The organism is Bradyrhizobium sp. SZCCHNRI2009 (assembly GCF_032485115.1).
Lineage (GTDB): Bacteria > Pseudomonadota > Alphaproteobacteria > Rhizobiales > Xanthobacteraceae > Bradyrhizobium.
Genome location: NZ_JAUEUH010000012.1, coordinates 51,985 through 75,903, shown reverse-complemented (window position 1 = coordinate 75,903; position 23,919 = coordinate 51,985). Strand labels below are relative to the sequence as shown.

Sequence of the window (23,919 nt, the reverse complement as noted above, 5' to 3'; positions counted from 1 at the left end):
GAGCCCCGCGCTTCGACGTAGATCAGTCGCCAACGTTGGCGAGATGCGCAAAAGCCTGCGCCACCGCGCGATAGACCTCGCGGCGAAACGGCACCACCAGCTCCGGGACGCGCGCCAGGCGGTCCCAGCGCCAGGCGTCGAACTCGGCCGGCTGGCCGTTGCGCGGCGTCACCGGATCGATGTCGGCGTCGCGCCCGGTGAAGCGCATCGCGAACCATTTCTGACGCTGGCCGCGAAAGCGCGCGAGCCGGTGGTTCGGATCCTCGAATGGCGGAAATTCGTAAGTCAGCCAGTCGGTCTCGCCGAGGATGTCGGCGTCGCGAATGCCGGTCTCCTCCCACAGCTCGCGCCGCGCTGCCGCCTGAAGATCCTCGCCGGGGTCGACGCCGCCCTGCGGCATCTGCCATTCGAGCCCGGGCAGCACGATCTCCGGCCCGTCGTCGCGAAAGCGGCGTCCAAGGAAGACGAGCCCTTCGGCGTTGAGCAGCGCGATACCGACATTCGGACGATAGGGTCTGGTCTCGGTCATCCTCGAATCCATGAGCTGTCGTTCGCATGGCAGTGCATCATGACGGCATCGTCGCGACGCATCTGCAGAGATTCCCTGCAGCTCCTGCGCAGAAGCGGACTAGCGGATGTCGGGTACCGCGTCGAGGGCGGGGATCGCGATTCAATCGCCTGCGAGCGGAGCGAATTCCTTGACCACGCGCTCATAGACCGGCCGCTTGAACGGCACGATCAGCCCCGGCAGGTTCTTCATCGGCTCCCAGCGCCAGCTGACGAATTCCGCCTTGTGGTGGCCGCCGCCGGGGCGCTCGACATCGATCTCGGCATCGGCCCCGGTGAAGCGCAGCGCGAACCATTTCTGGCGCTGGCCGCGATAGCGCCCCTTCCAGGCACGGCCTGCGACCGTGCGCGGAATATCGTAGGTCAGCCAGTCGCCGACCTCGGCCAGCTTCTCGACGGAGCGCACGCTGGTCTCTTCATACAGCTCGCGCTTGGCCGCCTCCCAGGCATCCTCGCCGGGATCGACGCCGCCCTGCGGCATCTGCCAGACATGGGTGTCGTCGACATGCTCGATTCCGCCGGCGCGGCGACCGATGAAAACCAGCCCCTCCGAATTGATCAGCATGATGCCGACGCAGGTGCGGTAAGGCAGGTCCTCGTAGCGCGTCATTCCGGTCTCGGCCTTCCTGCGGGGACCCCTGCGCCTCGCTGCGCAGGCCTCCCGCTGTCACGTCGCCAGTCGGGCCGGCGCACGTTCGTTCAGTTCGATTTTGATTTCAGCATCGCGGTTGTCAATGGCACCAGCAGAATGCCCTTGCGGTCGAGCCCCTTGATCCAGGTGCCGATGCGGTCGATCGAGGCCGGCAGCGCCGAGGCGGTCCCGACGGCGACGCCACGTTCCTTGGCCAGGCTTTCGAGCTTGGCGAGCGCATTGTCGATCTCGACCGGGGTCGGCACCGCGTCGATGGCGACGTCGCCCTTCGCGAACGGCATCGCGAGCCCCGTGGCCAGTGAGGCTGCCACGCTGCGCGGGGCTGCGCCATCGTCGAACAGGGCCAGACCGCGCTTGGCGGCCTCGTTCACGATCGGCTGCATCGCCGCTTCCGTTGCGACGAAGCGCGCACCCATGAAGTTGCCGATGCCGACGTAACCCTGCAGCCGGCTCATGTGCCAGAACAGCCGGTCGATGTTCTGGTCCGGTCCGAGTGTTGCGAGCAGCGTCTGCGGACCCGGATCGTTGTCGGGATAGTCGTAGGGCTCCATCGGGACCTGCAGCAGGATCTCGTGGCGCTGCGCCCGGGCGCGCTCGGCGAGCTTGGTCGGATCGGAGCCATAGGGCGTGAAGGCCAGGGTGACCGCCGGCGGCAGCTTCATGATCGCGTCCGCCGTCTTGGCGGCGCCGACGCCGAGACCGCCGATCACGATCGCGACGGCCGGCATGCGCGCCGCCTTGGCGCGGTCGGCCTCGGCCGCATAGGCAGTGAATGGCTTCAGCCCGTCGGCCATCACCGGGATCATGCCGTAGCGCGACTTCTCCAGCAGCCGCGGGTCCACGCCGGGCATCTGGCTCGCGGGCGCGGCCGATCCAGGCTCTGCCGTCTCGCCACCGGCACCGATCGCGACCTCCTGGCGGGCGCCACTGGAGCCGTCGATGATGGTGACCGTCTTGCGCTCGCCGCCCTCCTGCTTGGCCGCGGGGGCCGCGCCGTGGTCGGCCTTTGCGTCTGGCTTGCCATCCGGCTTGGCGGCGGCCTTGTCGTCGGTGGGCTTTGCGCCCTCGTTGATCGCGACGCGGGCGACCGGCTCGCCACCGAGCGGATTGTCGTTGAACATCGCAAAGCCGGCAAACACGACCAGGAACAGCCCCAGCAGCATCGCGAGGGCCTGCAGGGCCGTGAAGGGAAGCCGAATGCGGCGCCTGCGACGCTTTTCCGTCTGCCCGAGCGGGGCGCTCAGCTCGTCGGCCGTCTCTGTCATCGAAATTCCCGAATCAATCGGGTCGACGATACCACGGCGGGGATTCGGACGCAGGGTCGGTGTCCGAAAGCCCGTAGATCGGCGGAGCGGCAAACCAAGAAGCCGTCCAAAAAGGAAGGGCGGCCCCGAGGCCGCCCTTCAAAGCTGATTCGCGTCGGTCGGCTGCCGCTCAGTTGGCGACCTCAGTTTGCCGCCTTGGCCGGCTTGTCGGCCGCGGCCTTCTCGGTCGGCGCCGGGGTGTTGGCGCTGTTCTTGATGCCGTGGAGCAGGTCGGCGGCCATTTTGAGCGCCTTGTCGTCCTTGGTGTCCGGCGGCACGTAAGACTGCGAGCCGGTCTTCTCGTCGCCGTCGTTCTTCAGATGGCCGCGCAGCGACGCCTCGCCCTTGGTGTCGGTGCGCGACTTCAGCTCATCCGGCACGTCCTGCAGCACCTCGATGTCGGGCACGATGCCCTTGGCCTGGATCGACTTGCCCGACGGCGTGTAGTAGCGCGCGGTGGTCAGCCGCAGCGCGCCGTTGCCGGCGCCGAGCGGGATGATGGTCTGCACCGAGCCCTTGCCGAACGAGCGGGTGCCGACCAGCGTCGCGCGCTTGTGGTCCTGCAGCGCGCCGGCCACGATCTCCGACGCCGACGCCGAGCCGCCATTGATCAGCACGATGACCGGCTTGCCCTTGGTGAGGTCGCCGGCATGTGCCGCGCGGCGCTGCGTCTCCTCGGCATTGCGGCCGCGGGTCGAGACGATCTCGCCGCGCTCCAGGAACGCGTCGGAGACGGTGACCGCCTCCTCGAGCAGGCCGCCCGGGTTGTTGCGCAGGTCGATGATGTAGCCCTTCAGCTTGTCACCGATCTGGTTCTGCAGGTCGGCGATGCTCTTCTTCAGGCCCTCGGTGGTCTGCTCGTTGAAGGTGGTGATGCGGATATAGGCGATGTCGTCGCTCTCGGTGCGCGAGCGCACCGAGCGGACGCGGATGTTGTCGCGGGTCAGCGTCACGTCGAGCGGATTGTCGGCGCCCTTGCGCACGACCTTCAGCTTGATCTTGGTGCCGACCGGACCGCGCATCTTCTCGACCGCCTGGTTGAGGGTCAGGCCCTGCACGGCTTCGTCGTCGAGATTGGTGATGATGTCGTTGGCCTGGATGCCCGCCTTCGAGGCCGGCGTATCGTCGATCGGCGACACCACCTTGATCAGGCCGTCTTCCATCGTCACCTCGATGCCGAGGCCGCCGAACTCGCCGCGGGTCTGCACCTGCATGTCGCGGAAGCTCTTCGCATCCATGTAGCTCGAATGCGGATCGAGCCCCGAGAGCATGCCGCTGATCGCGGACTCGACCAGCTTCGAATCGTCGGGCTTCTCGACATAATCGCTGCGCACCCGCTCGAACACGTCGCCGAACAGGTTGAGCTGGCGATAGGTATCGGCGGTCGCGGCGCGCGCCGTCGATCCCATCAACACCGCGCGCGGTTGCGAGACGAACAGGGTCAATGCCGCACCGGTGGCCGCGCTCAGGAGAATTACCGAAGTCTTACGCATCATCCGCGTACCTTTTCGCCTTCATTTGCGGCCCACCATGGGCCTGGATCGATTGGAGTGCCGTCCTTACGGAACTCGACATAGAGCACTGGTTGACTCGCGTTGGTAGCGAGAATGGAGGCAACCTGGGAGCTGTTACCCATGATCGCGACCGGCTCTCCCGTCTGAACAAACTGCCCGATGTTGACGGAAATGCGCTCCATCCCGGCGATCAGGACATGATACCCGCCACCGGCGTTGAGGATCAAGAGTTGTCCGTAGCTACGGAAGGGACCCGCATACACAACCCAGCCATCACACGGGGTTGTGACCTGAGCCCCTGGCCGGGTTGCCAAAGAAATGCCTTTATCCGAGCCGCCCGCACCGTCCGATGCGCCAAATTCGCGGATCTTGGTGCCGTTGACAGGAAACGTCAGCATGCCCTTGGTCGAGGCGAACGCGATCGCGGGCGCCTTGCGGCCCGGGTTGCGCAGCGCATTCGCGTCCGGCTTGCTGTTGACCGGCACCCCCTGCAGGCTCGCCGTCGAGGCAGCCTTGGCCGCGCTCTTGAGGTCCAGCTCCATCGTCGTGATCAGTCCCTGCAGCGAGTCGATCTGCTGCGCCAGCACGGCGGCGCGCGCGCTTTCGGCTTCCATGTCCTTCTCGGCCGAGCTCTGCTTGCGCTGGCGTTCCTCCACCAAGGCGGCGAGACGGGTCTGATCGGTGCGCAGCCTGTCGCGGTCGCCGGCGAGCTTGTCGCGTTCGCTGGCGATCGTCTTGCGGATGGCGACGAGCTCGCCGAGATCGGTCGAGAGCTTTTCGGCTCGGCTGCGCATCTCGGGGATCACCGAACCCAGCAGCATCGCCGTGCGCAGGGATTGCAGCGCGTCCTCGGGACGGACCAGCAGGGCCGGCGGGGTGCGGCGGCCGGCGCGCTGCAGTGCGGCCAGAACCTCGATGATCTCCGAGCGCCGCGCTTCCAGCGACGTCCGCAGATCCTGCTCGCGGCCGTCGAGCCCGCGCAGCCGCGTTTCGGCCTCGCCAACCCGCACTTCGACGCTGCGCACCTGCGCCGCGACGTCGATCAGCTGCTGATTGAGCTTGCCGCGATCCTCGCCGAGCGCGGCGATGTCGGCCTTCAGCCGCTCCTGGGCCTCGGCGGCGGCCTTCTGGGCGGCGCGGGCGGCCTCGAGCTCCTGTTCGCGCTGCTTCAACTGCTCCGGGGTGGCCGGCGTCGGTGACGCGGTGCCGGGGATGGATGGCCGGAGTCCGCTCTGCGCCAGCGCCGCACATCCGGAAAAGACCACCACGAGCGCGACGAGCGACGCGCGGCAGGACCGGCCGCTGCGGACAGGTCTTGGGAAGCAGGAGAGGGGCCGCGCAGCGAACATCGAGGTCCTTATTGTGCTCCCATCGTCCCTTGTTCAAGCGCGGTGATAGGGGTGACCGGCAAGGATCGTAGCAGTACGGTAAATCTGCTCGAGCAGCAGGACGCGGACGATCTGGTGCGGCCAGGTGGCGGCGCCAAACGCAACCCCAAGCTTGGCTCTGCGCCGCAAATCGGGCGAAAGTCCGTCGGCGCCGCCGATTGCGAAGACGGCAGCCGGAATGCCTTCGTCCCGCCAGCGCCCAAGATAACCCGCAAAAGTTGTACTGTCGACGTTCCGGCCACGCTCGTCGAGACAGACGAGCACGGACTTGTCGGGGATCGCCGCCGATATCGCGGAGGCCTCCTCGGTCATGCGCGTCGCCGCATCGCGCGCGCGGCTTTCCGGGATTTCATGGATGTCGAGGCCGCGAAAGCCGAGCTTGCGGCCGATGTCGTCGAAACGCTCGCGGTAGCGCTCCGCGAGCTCCCGCTCGGGACCCTGCTTCAACCGGCCGATGGCGACCACGATCAGGCGCATGCGCACCCGACTAGCACGTGCGCCGCACGATTCGCATCCGCCGCGGCGTGGGACCGCCTAGACCGCCTTGGCCGGGTTCGGCCCTTGAGTCCACAATCGCTCGAGATTGTAGAACTCGCGAACCTCGGGTCGAAACACGTGCACGATCACGTCGCCGGAATCGATCAGCACCCAATCGCAATTGGGCAGGCCCTCGATGTGGAGTTTCTTGGTGCCGGCTTCCTTCAGGCCCTTGGCGACGTTTTCCGCGATCGATCCGACGTGCCGGTTCGAGCGGCCCGTAGTAATGACCATGTAGTCGGAATACGCCGATTTGCCGTGAAGATCGATCGTGACCGTCTCCTCCGCCTTCATATCTTCGAGGCGGGAGAGGATCGTGCGCAGGGTCTTGTCGGCGTCGGGTTGCGCCTGCAAGGCCGCATCTTGGGTCGACGTCTTACGCGCTGACTTGGCAGTCGCCGACTTGGTAGTCGTTGCCTTCGTCTTCGGTAAGGCCGACTGGGACAATACAGATGTGGTCAGGGACCATTCCTTTCACTGTATCGCAGGCCGAATCCAACCCGGCCTGCTGACCATATTAGGCATGTGGGGTTAAGGGTTTCAACAATCCAGTACCCCGGTCGTCCGGCCCGACACCGTCCAGGCCGTCCCCGCTTCGGACCGTAGCGGAGACGGCAAGTTCCATGCATATCCGATGCCGCGCGCGATGGCGAACGCGCGGCCTTTCAGAACGACTTCCAACTGCCGTCCGGGTTCCTCAGGCCCGTCGAGGACAGGCTGAGCTTGAGGCCGGTGAGGTAGACCCAGGCTGGAGCGGCGCGGTCGGCCAGACGGCTGGCTTGCGCTTCGGGAATGCGATACCGCGCCAGGGCGCGTGCGGCGGGCGCGTTCAGGGCGCGGAAGCTGCGGGGCGGACGATCGACCACGGCCATCGGAACCTGGGCCGCGATGTGCCGCCACTTCTGCCAGCGATGGAACTGCGCGAGATTGTCAGCGCCCATGATCCACACGAAGCGCAAGCGCGATGCACGCCGGCGCAGATAATCGATCGTGTCGGCAGTGTAGCGGGTGCCGATGACGGATTCGAGACAGCTGATCTCGATGCGCGGATCGGCGGCCACCTTGCGCGCCGCCTCGGCGCGTTCGGCCAGCGCATGCAGCCCGCCATTGTTCTTGAGCGGATTGCCCGGTGTCACCAGCCACCAGACACGGTCCAGCTGCAGCCGCTTCAGCGCGAACAGGCTGATCGCGCGGTGCGCCTGGTGCGGCGGATTGAACGAGCCGCCGAGCAGGCCGATGCGCATGCCATCACTGTGGGGCGGCAGCGCCTGGCGGATCGCAAGGCGCATGGCTGTGGCGTCGGTCACGGCTGCCCCCGCCTGCTGCTCGTGCAACTCAACCACAGGATGCGGCCGTCATGGCCGCGTCTGCCCGGTGCCGTGGATGCGATATTTGAAGCTGGTGAGCTGCTCGACTCCGACGGGGCCGCGCGCATGGAACTTGCCCGTGGCGATGCCGATCTCGGCGCCGAAACCGAACTCGCCGCCGTCGGCGAACTGGGTCGAGGCGTTGTGCAGCACGATCGCAGAGTCGACCTCGTTGAGGAACTTGTCGGCGGCCGCATTGTCATCGGTGACGATCGCGTCGGTGTGGTGTGAGCCGTGCGCGTGGATGTGGGCGATCGCGCCCTCCACGCCGTCGACGACCTTCGCGGCGATGATCGCGTCGAGATATTCGGTGTCCCAGTCCTCGTTGCTGGCCGGCTTCACCCGCGCATCGGCCGCGCACACGACCTCATCGCCCCGCACCTCGCAGCCGGCGCCAATTAGCATGTCGACCAGCGGCTCGATCTTGTCGGCGGCCGCGCGATCGACCAGCAGCGTCTCTGCCGCGCCGCAGACGCCGGTGCGGCGCATCTTGGCGTTCAGCACGATCGACTTGGCCATCTCCAGGTCGGCGGCGCCGTCGACATAGACGTGGTTGACGCCTTCGAGATGCGCGAACACCGGCACACGTGCCTCGGCCTCGACGCGGGCGACGAGGCTCTTGCCGCCGCGCGGCACGATGACGTCGACGCCGCCGTTCAGGCCGGACAGCAGCAGGCCGACGGCGGCGCGATCGCGCGTCGGCACCAGCGTGATCGCAGCCTCCGGCAGGCCCGCCTCGCGCAGGCCTTCGACGAGGCATTCGTGGATGGCGCGGCAGGAGCGGAACGAGTCCGAGCCGCCGCGCAGGATCACGGCATTGCCGGACTTCAGGCACAGCACGCCGGCATCGGCCGCCACGTTGGGGCGGCTCTCGAAGATCACGCCGATCACGCCGAGCGGCACCCGCACGCGCTCGATGGTCATGCCGTTCGGCCGCTGCCAGCTCTCGGTGACGATGCCGATGGGATCGGCGACCTCGCGCACAGCGGCGATGCCGTCGGCCATCGCGGCGACGCGGGCCGGGGTCAAGGTCAGGCGATCGAGGAAGGAGGAAGTGATGCCGGCGGCCTTGGCCTCGACCACGTCCTCGGCATTGGCGGCGATGATCGTGTCCGCGCGGGCCCGGATCAGCCGCTCCATCGCCTCCAGCGCCCGGTTCTTCTGCGCGGCCGGCGCCAGCGACAGCACGCGCGCGGCGGCGCGCGCCTGCTTGGCGAGGTCGTTCATCAGCGCAGGCAGATCGGCGCTGCCGTCGATGGCTTTCAAAGGCGCGGTCATGGGCGTTTCAACCTTGAATTAAGGCTCTCCAGTAGCACGGAATTCGGCCGTTTGCGAACGCTGGTGCCGCGGTCTCAGACCTGACCGGCACCTGCCGGGCCGATCACCAGATCGTCGCGATGGATCATCTCGGCGCGGCCGGAGATGCCGAGGATGACGGCCACGTCCGGCGACGAACGGCCCTTGATCCGCTCGGCATCGTCGGCGTCATAGGCAACGAGGCCGCGGCCGATCTCATGGGTGTCGGGGCCGCGCACCACCACGGCATCGCCGCGGGCGAACTGGCCATCGACACGGATGACGCCGGCCGGCAAGAGGCTTTTGCCCGCCCGCAGCGCGGTCACGGCGCCGGCGTCGATCGTCAGCGTGCCCTTCGGCTCCAGTGAACCCGCGATCCAGCGTTTGCGCGCGGTGACGGGGTTTGCCGGCGTCAGGAACCAGGTGCAACGGCCGCCATTGGCGATCGCGGCCAGCGGGTGCTCGATCTTGCCGGAGGCGATCAGCATGTGGGTGCCGCCAGTGGTGGCGATCTTGGCGGCTTCGATCTTCGTGCGCATGCCGCCGCGCGAAAACTCGGAAGCCGCGCTGCCGGCCATGGCCTCGATGTCGGCGGTGACGCTCTCGACCACGGGGATCAGCCGCGCATTCGGATCCTGCGCGGGCGGCGCGGTGTAGAGGCCGTCGATATCGGACAGCAGCACCAGCAGATCGGCGCTCGCCATGGTCGCGACACGGGCGGCGAGGCGATCATTGTCGCCATAGCGGATCTCGGCGGTCGCGACCGTGTCGTTCTCATTGATGACCGGCACCGCGCGCCATTCCAGGAGCTTGGCGATGGTCGAACGGGCGTTGAGATAACGCCGGCGCTCCTCGGTGTCCTGCAGCGTCACCAGGATCTGGCCGGCACTGACGCCATGAGCGCCGAGCACCTCCGACCAGGTCCGCGCCAGCGCGATCTGGCCGACCGCGGCGGCCGCCTGGCTCTCCTCCAGCTTCAGCGGTCCGCGCGGCAGCTTCAATCGGCTCCGGCCGAGCGCGATCGAGCCCGAGGATACGACCAGCAGCTCGCAGCCGCGGCTGTGGAGCCGGGCGATGTCGGCCGCCAGCGCGGCGAGCCAGGAGGCGCGGACCTCGCCGGCCTCGGAATCGACCAGCAGCGACGAGCCGACCTTGACGACGATGCGGCGAAAATTTTCGAGACGGGGTACCATGGCGTGAACGGGGTCGGTTCGAGCCCTCGCATCGTGATGAGAGGTGCGTGGCTGACACGCGGTCCGCACGGGACGGGGCTCAAGTGTTGATGGATGGCGGCGAGTGTCGCAAGCGAGGGCCTGCGAGGCAAGGTTGGCTTCAGTTCAGCCCTGCGGTGACGTTGGGGCCGCCCACGGCTCCTCGGTCGCGGCGCTCTCGGTCGTGCTCTTGGCCTTGAGGGACACAGGCTGTTCGCCGACCACGTCGGCGAGCTTGCGCAAAGCTTCCTTGACGCCTTCGCCCGTCGCGCCGGAAATCAGCAGCGGCGTCTTCTTGGCGGCGCGCTTCAGCCGGTCCCTCTGCTTCTTCAGCTCGTCCGGATCGACCGCGTCGATCTTGTTCAGCGCGACGATCTCGACCTTGTCGGTCAGCTCGCCGCCATAGGCTTCGAGCTCGTGCCGCACGGTCTTGTAGGCCTTGCCGGCGTGCTCGCAGGTGGCATCGACCAGGTGCAGCAGCACACGGCAGCGCTCGACATGGCCGAGGAAACGGTCGCCGAGGCCGGCGCCCTCATGCGCGCCCTCGATCAGGCCGGGAATGTCGGCCAGCACGAACTCGCGGCCGTCGGCGTTTACGACGCCGAGCTGCGGATGCAGCGTGGTGAACGGATAGTCGGCGATCTTCGGCTTGGCGGCGGAGACCTTGGACAGGAAGGTCGACTTGCCGGCATTGGGCAGGCCGACCAGGCCGGCATCGGCGATCAGCTTCATGCGCAGCCAGATCCAGCGCTCCTCGCCGGGCTGGCCGGGATTGGCGTTGCGCGGCGCCCGGTTGGTCGGCGACTTGAAATGGGCGTTGCCGAAGCCGCCATTGCCGCCCTCGGCCAGCACGAAGCGCTCGCCCACCGCGGTAAAGTCGTGGATCAGCGTCTCGCGATCCTCGTCGAAGATCTGGGTGCCGACGGGAACCTTCAGCACCACGGACTTGCCGCCGGCGCCATGGCGGTCCTTGCCCATGCCGTTCTCGCCCTTCTGGGCCTTGAAATGCTGCTGGTAGCGGTAGTCGATCAGGGTGTTGAGGCCGTCGACGGCCTCGATGATGACGTCGCCGCCGCGGCCGCCATTGCCGCCGTTCGGCCCACCGAACTCGATGAACTTCTCGCGCCGGAACGCAACGCAACCGTTGCCGCCGTCGCCGGAGCGCACATAGACCTTGGCTTCATCGAGGAATTTCATGATGCGTCCTACGTAGGCGAGGCGGGTCCCCACGGCAACCGCGGAATGGGTTTAATTCGGCCCGAAGCCTTAATTTCGAGCGGTAAAGCCGCGCTGCGCAGCACGTGGACAAGGCGTGCGCAGGGGTTGCAGCAGGGCTGCATGACGCGCCATGCGGAAGGGCTGGAGCCGCGGCGGCGTGCCTGATAAGGCAGCCCCATCATGAGCGTGCTGTCCCGAATCTCCACCGCCAACGATGAGCGCTCGGCGCGGCTGGCCGGCATCGGCCTGATGCTGCTGTCGATTGCGATGTTCTCGTTCGGCGACGCCCTCGGCAAGTTCCTGGTGTCGACCTATGCCGTCGGCCAACTCCTGTGGCTGCGCGCCTGTGCGGCGCTGCTCTTGCTCGCACCGTTCATCTGGCGCAACCGCGCCGCGTTCCTGCAGCTCGAGCGCCCCTGGCTGCAGCTCGTGCGCGTGATCCTGTCGACGTTGGAGGTCGCAGCGTTCTTCCTCGCCACCGTCTATCTGCCGCTCGCCGACGTCATCACCTACTATCTCGCCGGGCCCATCTTCGTCACCGCGCTGTCGGCGCTGGTGCTGCGCGAGCATGTCGGCTGGCGGCGCTGGACCGCGATTCTGATCGGCTTTTGCGGCGTGCTGATCGCGCTGCGGCCCTCGGCGCAGACCTTCAGCCTGCCGGCCTTGATCGCACTCGGCGGCAGTCTGTCGTTCGCGGTGCTGATGCTGATCACGCGCAGCCTGCGCGCGACGCCCGACATCGTGATGGCGTCGTCGCAGTTCGTCGGGACCTTCCTGCTCGGCGCCGCGATGTCCTCGTTCGGCTGGGTGACGCCGACGCCCGGCAGCCTGGTGCTGTTCGCCGCCGCCGGCCTCATCTCGGTGACCGCGTTGTTCTGCGTCAACCGCTCGCTCAAGCTGGCGCCGGCCTCGGTGGTCGTGCCCTATCAGTACACGATGATCGTCTGGGCCGTGCTGTTCGGCTTCGTCGTGTTCGGCGACGTGCCGCATCCCGCCACCATCATCGGCGCCACCATCATCATCGGCGCTGGGCTGTACATCTATCTGCGCGAGCGCAGCCTGGGGCAGGGCCAGGGTGCGGTGAATCCGCCGGCCTGAGATGCGACCCTCCCCTGGAGGGGGAGGGTCGCCTCACGCGGAGCGAAGCGACACGTGAGGCGGGGTGGGTGGCCCGGCCTAACTCCGCCGCCCCGCATTGGCCCAGGCCTTCAGCGAGGACCAGACGCCGCGGGTCAGGCGGAAGGCGTCGACCGGGGCGGACGAGCCGATCACCTCGAAGCGGTGCAGCTCGACGCCGGTCCATTGGAAGCCGCACTTTTCCAGGATGTTGCGCGAGGCTGGGTTGCTGACGCGGGCGTGCCCGATCAGCAAATTGTCCTCGCTCGTCTCGAAGAAATGGTCGATCGCGGCGCGCGCGGCTTCGGTGCCGAAGCCGCGGCCCCAATGCGCAACGCCCAGCCAGTAGCCGAGCTCGGCACGGCCCGTTGCTGCTCGATTGATCCCGACCATGCCGATCGGCGTGTCCAGATGCTCGATCAGGAAGGCGGTCTCACCCGTCTGTTCCAGCGCGCGAACGAAGCGAGCGGCATCGACCTCCGAATAGGGATGCGGCAGGCGGCGGGTATTCTCGGCGATAACACGGTCGTCGGCGAGCCGGGCGATGGCTGTCACGTCCGCGAGCACCGGCGCACGCAGCGTCAGCCGGGAGGTTTCGAGGACGCAAGGTCTCGCCTCGCGCAAGGTGGGAGTGGTGATGTCCTGCAGCATGTCGGGCTCCATCGACGCTTCGGGATCAACTGATCAGCGAAAATGAAAAGGGGAGGCCGGTTGTCCCGCCTCCCCTGGAGCCATCTGGCGCTCCGCCGGTTTGTCAGGACCCGGCGGACGCGAATTGTTCCACCGTATTCTACTCAGCAGCCTCGGCGAGTACCGGACGTACCGAGATGAACGTGCGGTTGGCACGGTCATGGAACTCGACGACGCCCTCGATTTTCGCGAAGATCGTGTGGTCCGTGCCCATGCCGACGTTGAGGCCGGGATGCCAGGTGGTGCCGCGCTGACGCGCAATGATGTTGCCGGGAATCACGCGCTCGCCGCCGAACGCCTTGATGCCGAGGCGCTTGCCCTTGGAGTCGCGTCCGTTGCGGGATGAACCGCCTGCCTTTTTATGAGCCATCGCTCGTCTCCGATCTCTTGCGATCACCTTTAGCGCGATTCCGCTAAGGGATCATTCACATTTGCAACCTGCGCGGACGAAAAATCCACGCGCGATGAGGTCAAGCCGGTGCGGTGGGCGAGACGCGCGCCGGCTCGCTTACTCGGCGGCGTCGGCCGCCGGGGCTTCCGCCTTGACCTTCTTCGGGCGCGGGCCCTTGGTCGGCTTGGCGTTGTCGGTCAGGATCTCCGAGACGCGGATCAAGGTCAGCTCGTCCCGGTAGCCGCGCTTGCGGCGCGAATTCTTGCGGCGGCGCTTCTTGAACGCGATCACCTTGGGGCCGCGCTTGTGGTCCAGCACCTCGACGGCCACGGACGCGCCGGCCACCGCGGGGATGCCCAGCACCGGCGTATCACCGCCGACCACCAGCACCTCGTTCAGCTGCACGATCGTTCCGGGCTCACCGTCGATCTTGCCAATCTCGAGCACATCATCCGGGGCGACGCGGTATTGCTTGCCGCCGGTCTTGATGACTGCGAACATCGTTCTCATCCTTCGTGTTCGATCCCGGCCTCAGAGCGCGATGGCTCCGGGTCGGCTTCTTGTTCAGTCGTTATGGTTCATGTGGTCCGGCCCGATTGGAGCCGGAAGTCGCGCCCGAGGCTTTGAGGCCTCAAGAAAGGGCGCAACGACAAACGGCGCAGGAACGCCCGCGCCGGTCGATCGGGCGCTTATAGCGGCGTGAGCCGGCGAGTCAAGGTGAATGGCCGGTTGCCGCTCGGACGGGATGCCCGGGCCCCGCCGACCCCCGGCCGCCATTCGCTCGACCCGGCGCACCGGACCCGCAACCAACTGTTCCCTCCGCCGTTGTCCGGACCCAATGCACAACAGGGCAGGATCGCATGGCCGACGACGTCATGACCACCACGGGCATCGCCCGCCACGGCGCCGCGCGGCTGCCGACGGTCGAGATCGACAGCTTCAACATCGAGCTCAAGGACGAGGACGGCTTCCTCGGCGACCGCGCCTCCAAGGGCGCCTTTCGCAAGATCCTGGAGCGCTGGCGCAAGCCGTTGCGCAAATCCGGCAAGGATCCGTTCGGCGACGAGGACAGCGAGACCATCAGCAAGAAGGCGCTGGACGCCATCCTGGTCGGCGACGACACCGAGGCCTCGGCCGTGGTGCACTCCGCGATCGAGGAATTCGCCCAGGAGCTCGCCCACGTCACCCGGCGCTTCCTGCGCACCAAGGCCTGGGCCAAGACCGAATGCATCGTGGTCGGCGGCGGCTTTCGCGACTCTCGCCTCGGCGAGCTCGCGATCGCGCGCACCGAGATCATCCTCAAGGACGAGGGTTTTGGCGTCGAGCTGGAGCCGATCCGCTACCATCCCGACGATGCCGGCTTGATCGGCGCACTGCATCTGGCGCCGTCCTGGATCTTCGAGGCCCATGACAGCATCCTGGCGGTCGATATCGGCGGCACCAACATCCGCTGCGGCGTGGTCGAGACCGCGCGCAAGAAGGCCCCGGACCTGTCGAAAGCGTCGGTGTGGAAGTCCGATCTCTGGCGCCATGCCGATGACGAACCCACGCGGGAAGGTGCGGTCAAGCGACTCGCCAAGATGCTGAAGGAGCTGATCGAGGAGGCGGACGCCGAGGGCCTGCGGCTGGCGCCCTTCATCGGCATCGCTTGTCCCGGCGTCATCAACGAGGACGGCTCGATCGAGAAGGGCGCACAGAACTTGCCGGGCAATTGGGAGAGCAGCAAGTTCAACCTGCCGGCCAGCCTGGTCGAGGCGATCCCGATGATCGGTGATCACGACACCGCGGTGCTGATGCACAATGACGGCGTCGTGCAGGGCCTCTCCGAGGTGCCGTTCATGCAGGAGTTCGAGCGCTGGGGCGTGCTGACCATCGGCACCGGCCTGGGCAATGCCCGCTTTACCAACCGCCGCAAGGAGAACGGCCGCAGGGACAAGGACGACAAGGCCAAGGAGGACAAGGCCGACGACAAGAAGGCGGCCAAGAAGAAGAAGGATTGAGCATTGGCGCGGCCGCACCGTGTCTCTCGGCGGTCCGGAGGGGGGGGGCATGCTGCGCTGCAGCAGGGCGTCTTCGCGCTCCCGGACGTGCGGAAAACCGCCGTACAACCAGTCGGATGGCCTGGAACCCGGTAACCTTGACTGGTTAGGTTAAGGAACGGTTCGCATTGCGATGCACGCGCAGATGGCCCAGGGTCGCCGGCGTCGCTCAGGCCGGCCGGATTGACCCCCGTCTCTTCCGTCGGTTTCCCCAAGATGTAGCGACACGGGACCGCCGGTATGTGTCAGCGTACGGCGGTCCCACCTTTGTCTCCTGGCCTCCGTCGCCAGCCGCCGCGTCCGCAACGGCAGGAGAAATCGTCGTCGGTATCAATCAAGTCCATTTACAAACCGTCTAGTCGGTTTATAAATGGACATCCCAAATGGGGTGGGATTTGACGGCGCAATCTCGCGCCGGGTGGAGTGTGAGGACATGATGATCAGACGGGCGAGAGGCTGGATGGCTGCGGTGGCGGCGGCGACGCTGGGCCTCGGCGGGGCAGAGGCAGCCGACCTGGCGGCGACCACCTACAAGGCGCCGGCCTATGCCGCCGCACCGGCACCGTTTTCCTGGACCGGCTTCTATGCCGGCGCCAATGTCGGCGGCGCCTTCACCGGAAACGACTCCTTCACGAACGCCGCCGGCGCCAATGGCGGTGAGCTGTCCGGCGTGATCGGCGGCCTGCAGGCCGGCTACAACTACCAGATCTCGCCGATGTTCGTGGTCGGCATCGAGAACGATCTCGAATTCACCGGTCTCTCGCGCAAGGCCGACCTCGTCAATCCGGCCGTCAGCATGCCCTGGCTCACCTCCGGCCGCGCGCGCGCCGGCATCGCGGTGCTCGACCAGCGCCTGTGGCTGTATGGTACGGCGGGACTTGCGGCCGGCGAGTTGAAGGACGGGCCGACCCACAAGATGAAGATGGGCTGGACCGCGGGCGGCGGCGCCGAATGGGCGTTCCTGCCGAAATGGTCGGCCAAGCTCGAATACCTCTACACCGACCTCAAGCACGACGATCTGCCGGACTGGCGAGCGGCCAAGATTCACTCCGTGCGGCTCGGCTTGAACTACCATTTCGACCTGTTCCGCTGACGAGCGCGGCGCAGACCAGCGGGTTCGAAGGCCCGCGTCAGTCTGGGGCCTTCGGAGCGCGGGGCCGAGCGGTGTAGCCGTTCAGCCGCCGCGTGCGGTCCGCTTCCCCGAGCGGACCGCAATGGCGCGCGCATGCGCGAGCCCCGGGAAAATTTCGACCGGCTGCCTTGTCACCCCCCGCATCGTGCCCTAGAACGACGCCCGACCCGGGGGCTCGCCCCTGATTTGCGCCTGGAGAGGTGGCAGAGTGGTTGAATGCACCGCACTCGAAATGCGGCATAGGTGCAAGCCTATCGGGGGTTCGAATCCCTCCCTCTCCGCCAGTTCCTCCCTCGGCCACCTCCCGGCGGGGCTTGTCATGGGCCTTGAGCGGTGAGCCAGACGTTCGATCCTGCCGCTTCCGATCCTGTTGCGCTCGACAAGCTGAAATCCCGCATTCAGGCGCTGCGCGCCAAGACCATCGCCAATGGCTGCACCGAGGACGAGGCGCTGTCCGCGGCCGCCAAGGTCGCCGAACTGCTCGATCGCCACGACCTGTCGCTGTCCGACCTCGAGCTGCGGGCGTCGGCGTGCGAGCGCAAGGTCTATGAGACCCATCGCAAGAAGCGCATTCCGCTCGATGACTGCATCGGCGCGATCGCGCATTTCTGCGATTGCCGGGTCTGGCGCGAGAAGAATCCGGCCGGCGAAGCGAGCTATGTGTTCTTCGGTCTCCCCGCGGATGTCGAGGTTGCGCACTACCTGGCGGAGCTGATCGACAACGCCGTGCGCGCCGAACTCGGCCGCTACAAGACCTCGGCCGAGTACCGCCGGTTCCGGCACCAGGACCGGCATCTCGCCAATGCCTCCTTCGCCCTCGGCATGGTGGTGTCGATCGCCGACCGCCTGGTGGCGATGAAGGCGGCCCGGGATCAGGTCAACCAGAGCAGCGGCCGCGGGTTGGTCGTGCTCAAGACCTCGGTGGTCGATGCCGAGTTCGACAAGCTCGATCTGAAGCTGCGGTCGGCGCGCAGCACGAGCCGGATGGTGTCGACGGCGGCCTATGAAGCGGGAGGTGCCGCCGGCACCACGCTCGCGATCAGTCCGGGCGTGAGCGGCGCGCCACCGCCAGGTAGTTCGAAGCGAGGCTGACGGACGCCTGGTTCGACGTCGGCTATGGGTCCTTCGAGCACGGCCCAAGCCGGTTGCGGCGTCGTGCATCGACGTCCAGCGTCGTACTCCTAAGTGCAGCGACACGGCGATCTCGGCTGGCTACCATATTTGCTTCCGTCCGAGTCGCTCAGTTAAGCTGCGTGCATGAGCTACTGCGTCTTCATGCATCGGACTGATTCGATCTACGACGATAGTCCGGCGGCGCGGTACCAATTTCCCAAACAATATCTCGGCCGCGCGCAGGGCAGCGTCGGAGATTGGATTGTCTACTTAGAGCCGACGAAAGTGCTTGGAACGCGCGGCTATTTCGCGATCGCTCGGGTCGAGCGGATCATTCCAGATCCGAAGGCGCCCGATATGTATCTCGCGCTCATTCAGCCCGGCTCATACCTCGAATTCGTCAGCCCGGTTCCTTTCAGCGAGCAGAACGGTCCGGTCGAGCGGGGTCTGCTCAACGAGACGGGCAAGATCTCGGGCCGGGCGCAGGCGGCTGTGCGGCCGATTTCGCCGGAGGACTTTCAGCGTATCATCGAGCGCGGTCTGGATGATCGAGACGCCTTGTTGCCGCGTATGCCGGAGACCGGCCACCCCCTTAATGGGTTTGAAGAGGATCAAACGCCATTGGTGTCGGAGCAGCTCCGCGATCGCATCCAGCGTCTGACGTCGCGTATCGCCCGAGATCGCCTGTTCCGCAAGATCGTACTGCGAGCCTATGGCGAACGTTGCGCCATCACCGGGCTGAAACTGATCAACGGCGGCGGACGTGCCGAAGTGAATGCGGCCCATATTCGCCCTGTCGAGGCCAACGGTCCCGACCTCGTGCAAAACGGGCTGGCCTTGTCGGGAACGGTCCATTGGATGTTCGACCGAGGATTGATCAGCCTTGACGATGATCTCGCCATCCTGGTCTCTCGGCACGTCAACGACATCGCTCGTATCCGTGGCTTCGTCAATCAGTCCGGGGTTGCTTTCGCTCCGGACCGCGCCCGAGATCGACCGCACCCGCACTTTCTGCAATGGCATCGCCGCCATTGCTTCAAGCAGTGACTCGATCAGGGAGTGAGTCCGAGCGGCGCTGTCCGCTCGCGCTGGTAGGCTTGCCCTGGGGGCGGTGCTGCGGCTTCCCTCGACCCCGTCACATTTCGTCCATCCGTTGACTGCGGGGCGCGTCGCGTTTCGCGACGCCGCCCCATGATGGATCGCGGCGTTCTGGCCGTACCGCCCTCAGCTCTTCCCGCCCGGCCCCTTCAACGCATTCCAAGCTGCCTGATTGGCCTGATCGAACGCCTTGCGGGATTCGCTCAGGGCGGCGCTGAGCACCGACCAGGATTCGCTGCCTGTCTGTTTCAGTTTCTCGAGATGGGCGCCGGCCTCTGCCGCGTCGGATTTGAGCTGCTTCAGCACGGCGTCCAGATCGGTGGTGCCGACCGTCGTCACCTTGGTCGCCGCCTCGCGAAACCTGTCAGCCGACTCCCGCCATGCCGTCGCCTGCGCGGCGGCGATGTCCTTGAAGGTCGCCTGCTGCTGGGCGGCCTGCTTGCCGGCGGCGTCGAAATAGGCCTTCATCTGCGCCTCGAATCCAGCCCAATGCGCGTCCAGCTCGGTCTTCGCGCTGGCCATCGCGGCTTCGCCGGCCGCTGCTTGCGTCTTGAGCAGGGCTTCGAGGTCGCTGCGGCGCTTCTTCAAGTCCGCCATGATCTCCTCGGTCTTCACCTTGGATGCTGCTTCGACCTCGGCTGCCTTGACCCCCAGCGACTCCAGCGCGGCATCCATCTCGTGGAGGCGCTCCCTGGCCCAGTTCAGGTAGACCTGCATCGTGCTCTGTGCCGGCATGGCTGCTCTCCTCTGATCCATCCTGCGACAAGCCATATAGAAACGAGGTCGTATAGTTTTGACCTGCATCAAGGCCCCGGGATGCCGGGGCTTCACGTTTGCGTGCAGGGCGCGACGTCCGCCGTATGGCGGACCGCCATGGCCGGTGCTAGTCCTATCGTTCGAATACGATCACACGAGGCGCGTCGAGATGACCGGTGACGAATTTCGTGCTCTCGCCCTGTCGTTCGCCGGAACGACCGCGGCGCCTCACTTCGATCGCACCGCGTTCAAGCTGCACCGGACCTTCGCGACCCTCGCCGCCGATGGCGCATCCGCCAACGTCCTGCTCACGCCCGACGAGCAGGAGCACCATGCCGGCCTGCAGCCCGGCGTGTTTCGCCGGGTGCCGAACAAATGGGGTGATCAGGGCTGGACCACCGTGTCGCTCGCCGATGTCGACGCCACTCGCCTGCGCTCCGTGCTCGAGAGCGCGTGGCGCGCCGCGCATCGTCCGCAGCGGTCACGCGGCCGCAGCAAGCGTTGAGCCGACCCCGGCGAAACAATCGCCGGCTGCGAACGGGAGCCTCACACCTTCCGCCCGACCATCAGCAGGATGCCGCCGATCTGCGGCAGCAGCGCCAGCAGGATCAGGCGGAGCATGACGAAATCGTCGGCCGACGGCTTCATTGCGCCGCGCGACACCCAGGCGACCAGCTTGATCGCGGCCTCGGTCTGCGGATCGGCGGTCTGGCTCACCGTGGACATCGCCGCATCCAGCGCCTGGCGACGCTCGGCGACCGCAGCCTCGCGCTCCCGACAGAACTTGCCGACGCCGCCCTTGCACTCGCGGTCGCGCGCGGTCATCGCATCGGCGAGCGCGGTCTGCGCGGCCTGCACCGCGGGCGTCACCCGCGAGGCGCGCGCCAAGGTGACGTCGCTGATGTTGGTCGAGGCGAAGCCGATGCCGGCGGTGACCGCGAATACGAAGGTCATCACCCACACCACCCATCCGGCCAGAGCCGAGGCGCGGTGGCGCGCCTGCCACAGCCGTGCGGCGCAGGTCGGCATCACCAGCGCGACGAGGTCGGCGGTGACGCCGACCGCCAGAAACATGTAGCCCGCGGTGCTGTTCGAGCCGAGCGAGTGTGCGAACCAGCCGTTCATGGCCATGCCGACCGCGGCCAGCGCCAGTGCGGCCAGCTGCAGCAGGACCGACGAGGCGGTGATGCGCCCGGTCGCGGCCTTGGCCAAAGCAGCCGGCGCGGTTGTCGCGACGACCTCGCCTTCGATCACCGCTGGCGTTTCCCGCGGTGTCATCGTCGCCGGCGTGGCTGGAGCCGGGATCGCCGCTGCGGCGGCGCTCGCGGCTGCTTCCGTGCGCGGCTGCTCGGCTGCGGCCGAGGACTTCGCCGGCTCGTTCACGAGCTCCAGGAAGTCCGGCATGATCAGTGTCTCGGACGCGAGCATCTCGTCATCGAGCGCCGCCATCTTGGCCTTCTCGGCCTTGTCGGCTCGGGGCCGCGGGCGTGGCTTGACGACCTTGGCCCGCTTCGGACGCGGCTTGGCCGTCTTCGGCTGCTGCCAGGGAATGATGGATGCGACTACGGACTCATCAGCCATCGGGGCTGCTCCAATCGGTGGTGATGGGCGCGACGCTGCGTTTGCACGCAGCGCTGACCGCGCCGGCATCGGGTGCACGTCTGATCGGGAATCGGGCAGCGGCCCGCCTCGAAGCGGGCCTTCGTTCTTGCGGCCGGGCTGGCGTCGCGCGAAGAAATCGTTGGCGTCTCACGCGCCCTGATCCGCCGATGATGCGGAGGGCTTGCGGTCACAAGCGCCACGTAATGAGGCGGCGCCCGGAAGGTTCTGGTCCGCGCGGGGCCGGGCCGGTCAGCCGTGCGCCCAACACCCTTGTTCTTAACCAATGGTTAACACGGATTCGCCGGTTTCGAAACCACGCCAGGCCGTCGTCGGGATGTCAGCTCGCCGGCAACGGAGAACTGCGTCTTTGCGGTCACAACCGGAGGTGACGAGCTCTTTGTTCGATGCGCGAACGCAGGGTGCCGCGCGCTGGTCAACGGGCTATGGTGGGATCTCGGAAAAGGAGCTCTGTCGTCGTCTCATGCAATGTCCGTGCGGATCAGGTCTTCCCTATGATCGCTGCTGCGGTCCCTATCTCGATGGTGACGATCAGCCGCCGACCGCCGAGGCGCTGATGCGCTCGCGCTACACCGCCTATACGCGCGGCGACATCGGCTATGTCGAAGCGACGCTCGCAGCCGATCGGCGCGGTGCGTTCGATGCGGTCGCCGCGAAGGATTGGGCGACACGCGCCACATGGCTCGGCCTGCGCATCGTCTCGTCGGCCCGCGGCCAGCCCGGCAACGCCGATGGCGTGGTCAGCTTCGTCGCCAGCTATCGCGAGGCCGGCAAGACCATCGAGCACCACGAGGTCTCGCAGTTTCGCCGCGACGCCGACGGTGCCTGGCGCTTCGTCGAGGGTGACGCGCGAGCCGTCGTCACGGAGCCGAAGCGGGCGGCTGCCACCGCGAAGGTCGGCCGCAATGATCCATGCCCGTGCGGTAGCGGCAAGAAATACAAGTTCTGCTGCGGGCGGTGAGCGCAGCGGCATTTCTCGATCGCGGTGCGTCGGCTGGGTTGATAGCAGAGGGAGCCGCGACGGCGGGCTCGTCAGGTGCATCCGTGCCCCGCGAAGGCAGGCGCGCGGCACTCAAGCCGTTGGTGCCGGCGCCAATCTGGCAACGACGGTCCAGCGTCGCCGGTCTTCCCGCGCCGGCTTAGTTGCGAGCGCGAATGAGATGCAAAGATCGGACGCATGCGGCGCGAACGATCGCGGCGGCTTCATTGTGGCTGGCCGATGTCTGCTCGTTTCCGTCGCGCGTCAGAGCGAGGGGGCCACGATGCCGACAGAGCGGAGGACTTCTCTGCCGCCGCCTTGACTCCGCCCAACCGGGCTGGCCTAGAAGGACGTAGTTCCTAACAGGGGTGGTATCAGGTGGCGGAGTTGGACGAGCAGGTCCGGCAGGACGAATGCGAGCGGTCGCAGGTTGCCGCAACCCCGTCGTCGGCAACGAAGGCGCTGTCACCGCGCAAGGCGGCCATCCTCGACCATGCCAACGATTTCGCCGATGCGCGCGCCGGCTGGCGCGACAAGGCGGCGTTCTTTCACAGCGAGGACGAGTGCTATCTGCGCTTCCTGATCCCGCCGGGCAGCCGCGTGCTCGAGATCGGCTGCGGCCTCGGCGATACCCTGGCATCGCTCGCGCCGTCCTACGGCGTCGGCATCGACTTCAGCGAAAAGCAGATCAAGATCGCCCGCAGCCGGCATCCTGAGCTGACCTTCATTCTGGGCGACGCGGAGGATCCGGCCACGCTCGCCGCCGCCACCGGCCCGTTCGATGTCATTCTGGTGCTCGACACCATCGGTTCGCTCGACGACTGCCAGCAGTTCATCGAGCAATTGCACCCGCTGTGCACGCGCGAGACGCGACTCGTCATCGGCTACTTCTCGCACCTCTGGTATCCGCTGCTGAAGGCTGCGGAAGCACTGGGCCTGCGGATGCCGCAGCCGGAGCAGAACGTGCTGTCGCCAGCCGACCTGCGCAGCCTGGCGCACCTGGCCGATTTCGATCCCGTCAAATCAGAGCAGCGTGTGCTCTCGCCGCTGCGGCTCTACGGCTTCGGCCGTTTCGCCAACCGCTTTCTCAGCGTGCTGCCGGGCCTGCGCGCGCTGGCGCTGCGGCACTATCTGGTGTCGCGTTCGCTGCGCTGCGTGAGCGACGACGTCCGCTCGGCCACCGTCGTCATCCCCGCGCGCAACGAGCGCGGCAACATCGAGCCGGCGGTCCGGCGCATCGCGGCGTTCTGCAACGATGTCGAGATCATCTTCGTCGAGGGCCACAGCCAGGACGGTACCTATGAGGAGATGGAGCGGGTGCGCGCGGCATTCCCCGATCACGACATCAAGCTGATGCGCCAGCCCGGCAAGGGCAAGGCCGACGCGGTGTTCACCGCGTTCGACGCCGCGCGCGGCGACGTGCTGATGATCCTCGATGCCGACCTCACCATGCCGCCGGAGCAACTGCCGAAATTCTTCGAGGCGCTGCGTTCCGGCAAGGGCGAGTTCATCAACGGCTCGCGCCTGGTCTATCCGATGGACGAGGGCGCGATGCGGTTCCTCAACCTCATCGCCAACAAGACCTTCTCCTATCTGTTCTCGTGGCTCCTGAACCAGCGCTACACCGATACGCTCTGCGGCACCAAGGTGCTCCGCCGCAGCGACTATGTCAGGCTCAAGGCCGGCAAGGCCTATTTCGGCGATTTCGATCCGTTCGGCGATTTCGACCTGATCTTCGGCGCCTCCAAGCTGAACCTGAAATCGATCGACCTGCCGATCCGCTACGCCGCGCGCAGCTATGGCGAAACCCAGATCTCCCGCTTCCGCCACGGCTGGATGCTGCTGAAGATGGTCGTGTTCGCGTTCTTCAAGATCAAGGCGATCTGAGATGGCCGCTGTCTACGCCGTCGAGCCTGACCAAGCGGTGCGTG

Annotated in this window: 24 protein-coding genes and 1 tRNA gene; 9 read left to right on the top strand and 16 right to left on the bottom strand. The window is 66.8% G+C overall.

The window, feature by feature from the left end:
• Nucleotides 1-22: 22 nt before the first annotated feature.
• The 11 genes from QX041_RS31340 to obgE form a co-directional block, all read right to left on the bottom strand.
• On the bottom strand, nucleotides 23-529 hold the full coding sequence (locus tag QX041_RS31340) for an RNA pyrophosphohydrolase (RefSeq protein ID WP_315715940.1): 507 nt from the start codon (nucleotides 527-529) through the stop codon (nucleotides 23-25).
• Between the two features lie 141 nt (nucleotides 530-670).
• Nucleotides 671-1,177: an RNA pyrophosphohydrolase gene (locus QX041_RS31335; protein WP_315715941.1), complete on the bottom strand. Its 507-nt coding sequence runs from the start codon at nucleotides 1,175-1,177 to the stop codon at nucleotides 671-673.
• 89 nt (nucleotides 1,178-1,266) lie between these two features.
• Nucleotides 1,267-2,484 (bottom strand): divergent polysaccharide deacetylase family protein, encoded by a 1,218-nt coding sequence (locus QX041_RS31330; protein ID WP_315825782.1) that lies wholly within the window; start codon nucleotides 2,482-2,484, stop codon nucleotides 1,267-1,269.
• A 182-nt stretch (nucleotides 2,485-2,666) separates the two neighbouring features.
• Nucleotides 2,667-4,019: a S41 family peptidase gene (locus QX041_RS31325; RefSeq protein ID WP_315715943.1), complete on the bottom strand. Its 1,353-nt coding sequence runs from the start codon at nucleotides 4,017-4,019 to the stop codon at nucleotides 2,667-2,669.
• Nucleotides 4,016-5,386 carry a murein hydrolase activator EnvC family protein gene (locus tag QX041_RS31320; RefSeq protein ID WP_315825783.1) on the bottom strand — a complete coding sequence of 457 codons (1,371 nt, stop codon included), beginning with the start codon at nucleotides 5,384-5,386 and terminating at the stop codon, nucleotides 4,016-4,018. Before QX041_RS31320 ends, QX041_RS31325 begins: the two co-directional genes overlap by 4 nt.
• 33 nt (nucleotides 5,387-5,419) lie before the next feature.
• Entirely contained in the window at nucleotides 5,420-5,902 is a 483-nt protein-coding gene (rlmH, locus tag QX041_RS31315; protein WP_315715945.1) for a 23S rRNA (pseudouridine(1915)-N(3))-methyltransferase RlmH, read from the bottom strand.
• Nucleotides 5,903-5,959: 57 nt separating this feature from the next.
• Entirely contained in the window at nucleotides 5,960-6,316 is a 357-nt protein-coding gene (gene rsfS / locus QX041_RS31310) for a ribosome silencing factor (protein WP_315715946.1), read from the bottom strand.
• Nucleotides 6,317-6,627: 311 nt separating this feature from the next.
• On the bottom strand, nucleotides 6,628-7,251 hold the full coding sequence (locus QX041_RS31305) for a nicotinate-nucleotide adenylyltransferase (protein ID WP_315716185.1): 624 nt from the start codon (nucleotides 7,249-7,251) through the stop codon (nucleotides 6,628-6,630).
• 66 nt (nucleotides 7,252-7,317) lie between these two features.
• On the bottom strand, nucleotides 7,318-8,607 hold the full coding sequence (locus QX041_RS31300) for a glutamate-5-semialdehyde dehydrogenase (protein ID WP_315715947.1): 1,290 nt from the start codon (nucleotides 8,605-8,607) through the stop codon (nucleotides 7,318-7,320).
• A gap of 74 nt (nucleotides 8,608-8,681) precedes the next feature.
• The gene (proB, locus tag QX041_RS31295; protein WP_315825785.1) at nucleotides 8,682-9,818 is read right to left on the bottom strand and encodes a glutamate 5-kinase; all 1,137 of its coding nucleotides are present in this window, start codon (nucleotides 9,816-9,818) and stop codon (nucleotides 8,682-8,684) included.
• A gap of 144 nt (nucleotides 9,819-9,962) precedes the next feature.
• On the bottom strand, nucleotides 9,963-11,033 hold the full coding sequence (gene obgE / locus QX041_RS31290) for a GTPase ObgE (RefSeq protein ID WP_315715949.1): 1,071 nt from the start codon (nucleotides 11,031-11,033) through the stop codon (nucleotides 9,963-9,965).
• 201 nt (nucleotides 11,034-11,234) lie between these two features.
• On the opposite strand from obgE, the gene QX041_RS31285 reads away from it, so the two are divergent.
• The gene (locus QX041_RS31285) at nucleotides 11,235-12,152 is read left to right on the top strand and encodes a DMT family transporter (protein WP_315825786.1); all 918 of its coding nucleotides are present in this window, start codon (nucleotides 11,235-11,237) and stop codon (nucleotides 12,150-12,152) included.
• Between the two features lie 78 nt (nucleotides 12,153-12,230).
• On the opposite strand, the gene QX041_RS31280 is transcribed toward QX041_RS31285, so the two are convergent.
• The 3 genes from QX041_RS31280 to rplU form a co-directional block, all read right to left on the bottom strand.
• Nucleotides 12,231-12,821, bottom strand: a complete 591-nt coding sequence (locus tag QX041_RS31280) for a GNAT family N-acetyltransferase (RefSeq protein ID WP_315715951.1) — start codon at nucleotides 12,819-12,821, stop codon at nucleotides 12,231-12,233.
• 139 nt (nucleotides 12,822-12,960) lie between these two features.
• Nucleotides 12,961-13,230, bottom strand: a complete 270-nt coding sequence (rpmA, locus tag QX041_RS31275) for a 50S ribosomal protein L27 (RefSeq protein WP_315750651.1) — start codon at nucleotides 13,228-13,230, stop codon at nucleotides 12,961-12,963.
• 138 nt (nucleotides 13,231-13,368) lie between these two features.
• Nucleotides 13,369-13,752 (bottom strand): 50S ribosomal protein L21, encoded by a 384-nt coding sequence (gene rplU / locus QX041_RS31270; protein WP_315715953.1) that lies wholly within the window; start codon nucleotides 13,750-13,752, stop codon nucleotides 13,369-13,371.
• Nucleotides 13,753-14,111: 359 nt separating this feature from the next.
• Between rplU and QX041_RS31265 the strand changes: the two genes are divergently transcribed.
• The 5 genes from QX041_RS31265 to QX041_RS31245 all read left to right on the top strand — a co-directional run bounded on the left by QX041_RS31265 (nucleotide 14,112) and on the right by QX041_RS31245 (nucleotide 18,582).
• A complete protein-coding gene (locus QX041_RS31265; RefSeq protein WP_315825787.1) occupies nucleotides 14,112-15,251 on the top strand; it encodes an ROK family protein in 1,140 nt (379 codons plus the stop codon).
• A 472-nt stretch (nucleotides 15,252-15,723) separates the two neighbouring features.
• Nucleotides 15,724-16,383: an outer membrane protein gene (locus QX041_RS31260; protein ID WP_409998630.1), complete on the top strand. Its 660-nt coding sequence runs from the start codon at nucleotides 15,724-15,726 to the stop codon at nucleotides 16,381-16,383.
• Between the two features lie 233 nt (nucleotides 16,384-16,616).
• Nucleotides 16,617-16,706 (top strand) — tRNA-Ser (locus QX041_RS31255).
• A 49-nt stretch (nucleotides 16,707-16,755) separates the two neighbouring features.
• Complete coding sequence (locus QX041_RS31250; protein WP_315715956.1) at nucleotides 16,756-17,514, top strand: DUF2786 domain-containing protein; 759 nt, start codon at nucleotides 16,756-16,758, stop codon at nucleotides 17,512-17,514.
• Between the two features lie 165 nt (nucleotides 17,515-17,679).
• Nucleotides 17,680-18,582 carry an HNH endonuclease gene (locus tag QX041_RS31245; RefSeq protein WP_315825788.1) on the top strand — a complete coding sequence of 301 codons (903 nt, stop codon included), beginning with the start codon at nucleotides 17,680-17,682 and terminating at the stop codon, nucleotides 18,580-18,582.
• A 177-nt stretch (nucleotides 18,583-18,759) separates the two neighbouring features.
• On the opposite strand, the gene QX041_RS31240 is transcribed toward QX041_RS31245, so the two are convergent.
• Nucleotides 18,760-19,368, bottom strand: coding sequence for a hypothetical protein (locus tag QX041_RS31240; protein ID WP_315716186.1), 609 nt, complete (start codon nucleotides 19,366-19,368; stop codon nucleotides 18,760-18,762).
• Nucleotides 19,369-19,558: 190 nt separating this feature from the next.
• Between QX041_RS31240 and QX041_RS31235 the strand changes: the two genes are divergently transcribed.
• Nucleotides 19,559-19,894 (top strand): MmcQ/YjbR family DNA-binding protein, encoded by a 336-nt coding sequence (locus QX041_RS31235; RefSeq protein ID WP_315825789.1) that lies wholly within the window; start codon nucleotides 19,559-19,561, stop codon nucleotides 19,892-19,894.
• Between the two features lie 41 nt (nucleotides 19,895-19,935).
• Here the strand turns inward: QX041_RS31235 and QX041_RS31230 are convergent, their stop codons facing one another.
• On the bottom strand, nucleotides 19,936-20,970 hold the full coding sequence (locus QX041_RS31230; protein WP_315825790.1) for a hypothetical protein: 1,035 nt from the start codon (nucleotides 20,968-20,970) through the stop codon (nucleotides 19,936-19,938).
• A gap of 502 nt (nucleotides 20,971-21,472) precedes the next feature.
• Here QX041_RS31230 and QX041_RS31225 point away from each other — a divergent pair.
• Together QX041_RS31225 and QX041_RS31220 are read left to right on the top strand one after the other, a co-directional pair.
• Complete coding sequence (locus QX041_RS31225; protein ID WP_315825791.1) at nucleotides 21,473-21,970, top strand: YchJ family protein; 498 nt, start codon at nucleotides 21,473-21,475, stop codon at nucleotides 21,968-21,970.
• A 396-nt stretch (nucleotides 21,971-22,366) separates the two neighbouring features.
• Complete coding sequence (locus QX041_RS31220) at nucleotides 22,367-23,875, top strand: bifunctional class I SAM-dependent methyltransferase/glycosyltransferase family 2 protein (protein WP_315750661.1); 1,509 nt, start codon at nucleotides 22,367-22,369, stop codon at nucleotides 23,873-23,875.
• Nucleotides 23,876-23,919: the final 44 nt, after the last annotated feature.

Excerpts from the sequence above, each read along its gene's own strand:
- QX041_RS31280 (WP_315715951.1), bottom strand. The coding sequence starts at position 12,821 with ATGCTGCAGGACATCACCACTCCCACCTTGCGCGAGGCGAGACCTTGC.
- rpmA (WP_315750651.1), bottom strand. The coding sequence starts at position 13,230 with ATGGCTCATAAAAAGGCAGGCGGTTCATCCCGCAACGGACGCGACTCC.
- QX041_RS31340 (WP_315715940.1), bottom strand. The coding sequence starts at position 529 with ATGACCGAGACCAGACCCTATCGTCCGAATGTCGGTATCGCGCTGCTC.
- rplU (WP_315715953.1), bottom strand. The coding sequence starts at position 13,752 with ATGTTCGCAGTCATCAAGACCGGCGGCAAGCAATACCGCGTCGCCCCG.
- QX041_RS31305 (WP_315716185.1), bottom strand. The coding sequence starts at position 7,251 with ATGCGCCTTGCGATCCGCCAGGCGCTGCCGCCCCACAGTGATGGCATG.
- QX041_RS31235 (WP_315825789.1), top strand. The coding sequence starts at position 19,559 with ATGACCGGTGACGAATTTCGTGCTCTCGCCCTGTCGTTCGCCGGAACG.
- QX041_RS31260 (WP_409998630.1), top strand. The coding sequence starts at position 15,724 with ATGATGATCAGACGGGCGAGAGGCTGGATGGCTGCGGTGGCGGCGGCG.
- QX041_RS31240 (WP_315716186.1), bottom strand. The coding sequence starts at position 19,368 with ATGCCGGCACAGAGCACGATGCAGGTCTACCTGAACTGGGCCAGGGAG.
- QX041_RS31285 (WP_315825786.1), top strand. The coding sequence starts at position 11,235 with ATGAGCGTGCTGTCCCGAATCTCCACCGCCAACGATGAGCGCTCGGCG.
- QX041_RS31320 (WP_315825783.1), bottom strand. The coding sequence starts at position 5,386 with ATGTTCGCTGCGCGGCCCCTCTCCTGCTTCCCAAGACCTGTCCGCAGC.
- QX041_RS31325 (WP_315715943.1), bottom strand. The coding sequence starts at position 4,019 with ATGATGCGTAAGACTTCGGTAATTCTCCTGAGCGCGGCCACCGGTGCG.
- rlmH (WP_315715945.1), bottom strand. The coding sequence starts at position 5,902 with ATGCGCCTGATCGTGGTCGCCATCGGCCGGTTGAAGCAGGGTCCCGAG.
- proB (WP_315825785.1), bottom strand. The coding sequence starts at position 9,818 with ATGGTACCCCGTCTCGAAAATTTTCGCCGCATCGTCGTCAAGGTCGGC.
- QX041_RS31230 (WP_315825790.1), bottom strand. The coding sequence starts at position 20,970 with ATGGCTGATGAGTCCGTAGTCGCATCCATCATTCCCTGGCAGCAGCCG.
- QX041_RS31300 (WP_315715947.1), bottom strand. The coding sequence starts at position 8,607 with ATGACCGCGCCTTTGAAAGCCATCGACGGCAGCGCCGATCTGCCTGCG.
- obgE (WP_315715949.1), bottom strand. The coding sequence starts at position 11,033 with ATGAAATTCCTCGATGAAGCCAAGGTCTATGTGCGCTCCGGCGACGGC.
- QX041_RS31265 (WP_315825787.1), top strand. The coding sequence starts at position 14,112 with ATGGCCGACGACGTCATGACCACCACGGGCATCGCCCGCCACGGCGCC.
- QX041_RS31245 (WP_315825788.1), top strand. The coding sequence starts at position 17,680 with ATGAGCTACTGCGTCTTCATGCATCGGACTGATTCGATCTACGACGAT.
- QX041_RS31335 (WP_315715941.1), bottom strand. The coding sequence starts at position 1,177 with ATGACGCGCTACGAGGACCTGCCTTACCGCACCTGCGTCGGCATCATG.
- QX041_RS31225 (WP_315825791.1), top strand. The coding sequence starts at position 21,473 with ATGCAATGTCCGTGCGGATCAGGTCTTCCCTATGATCGCTGCTGCGGT.
- QX041_RS31330 (WP_315825782.1), bottom strand. The coding sequence starts at position 2,484 with ATGACAGAGACGGCCGACGAGCTGAGCGCCCCGCTCGGGCAGACGGAA.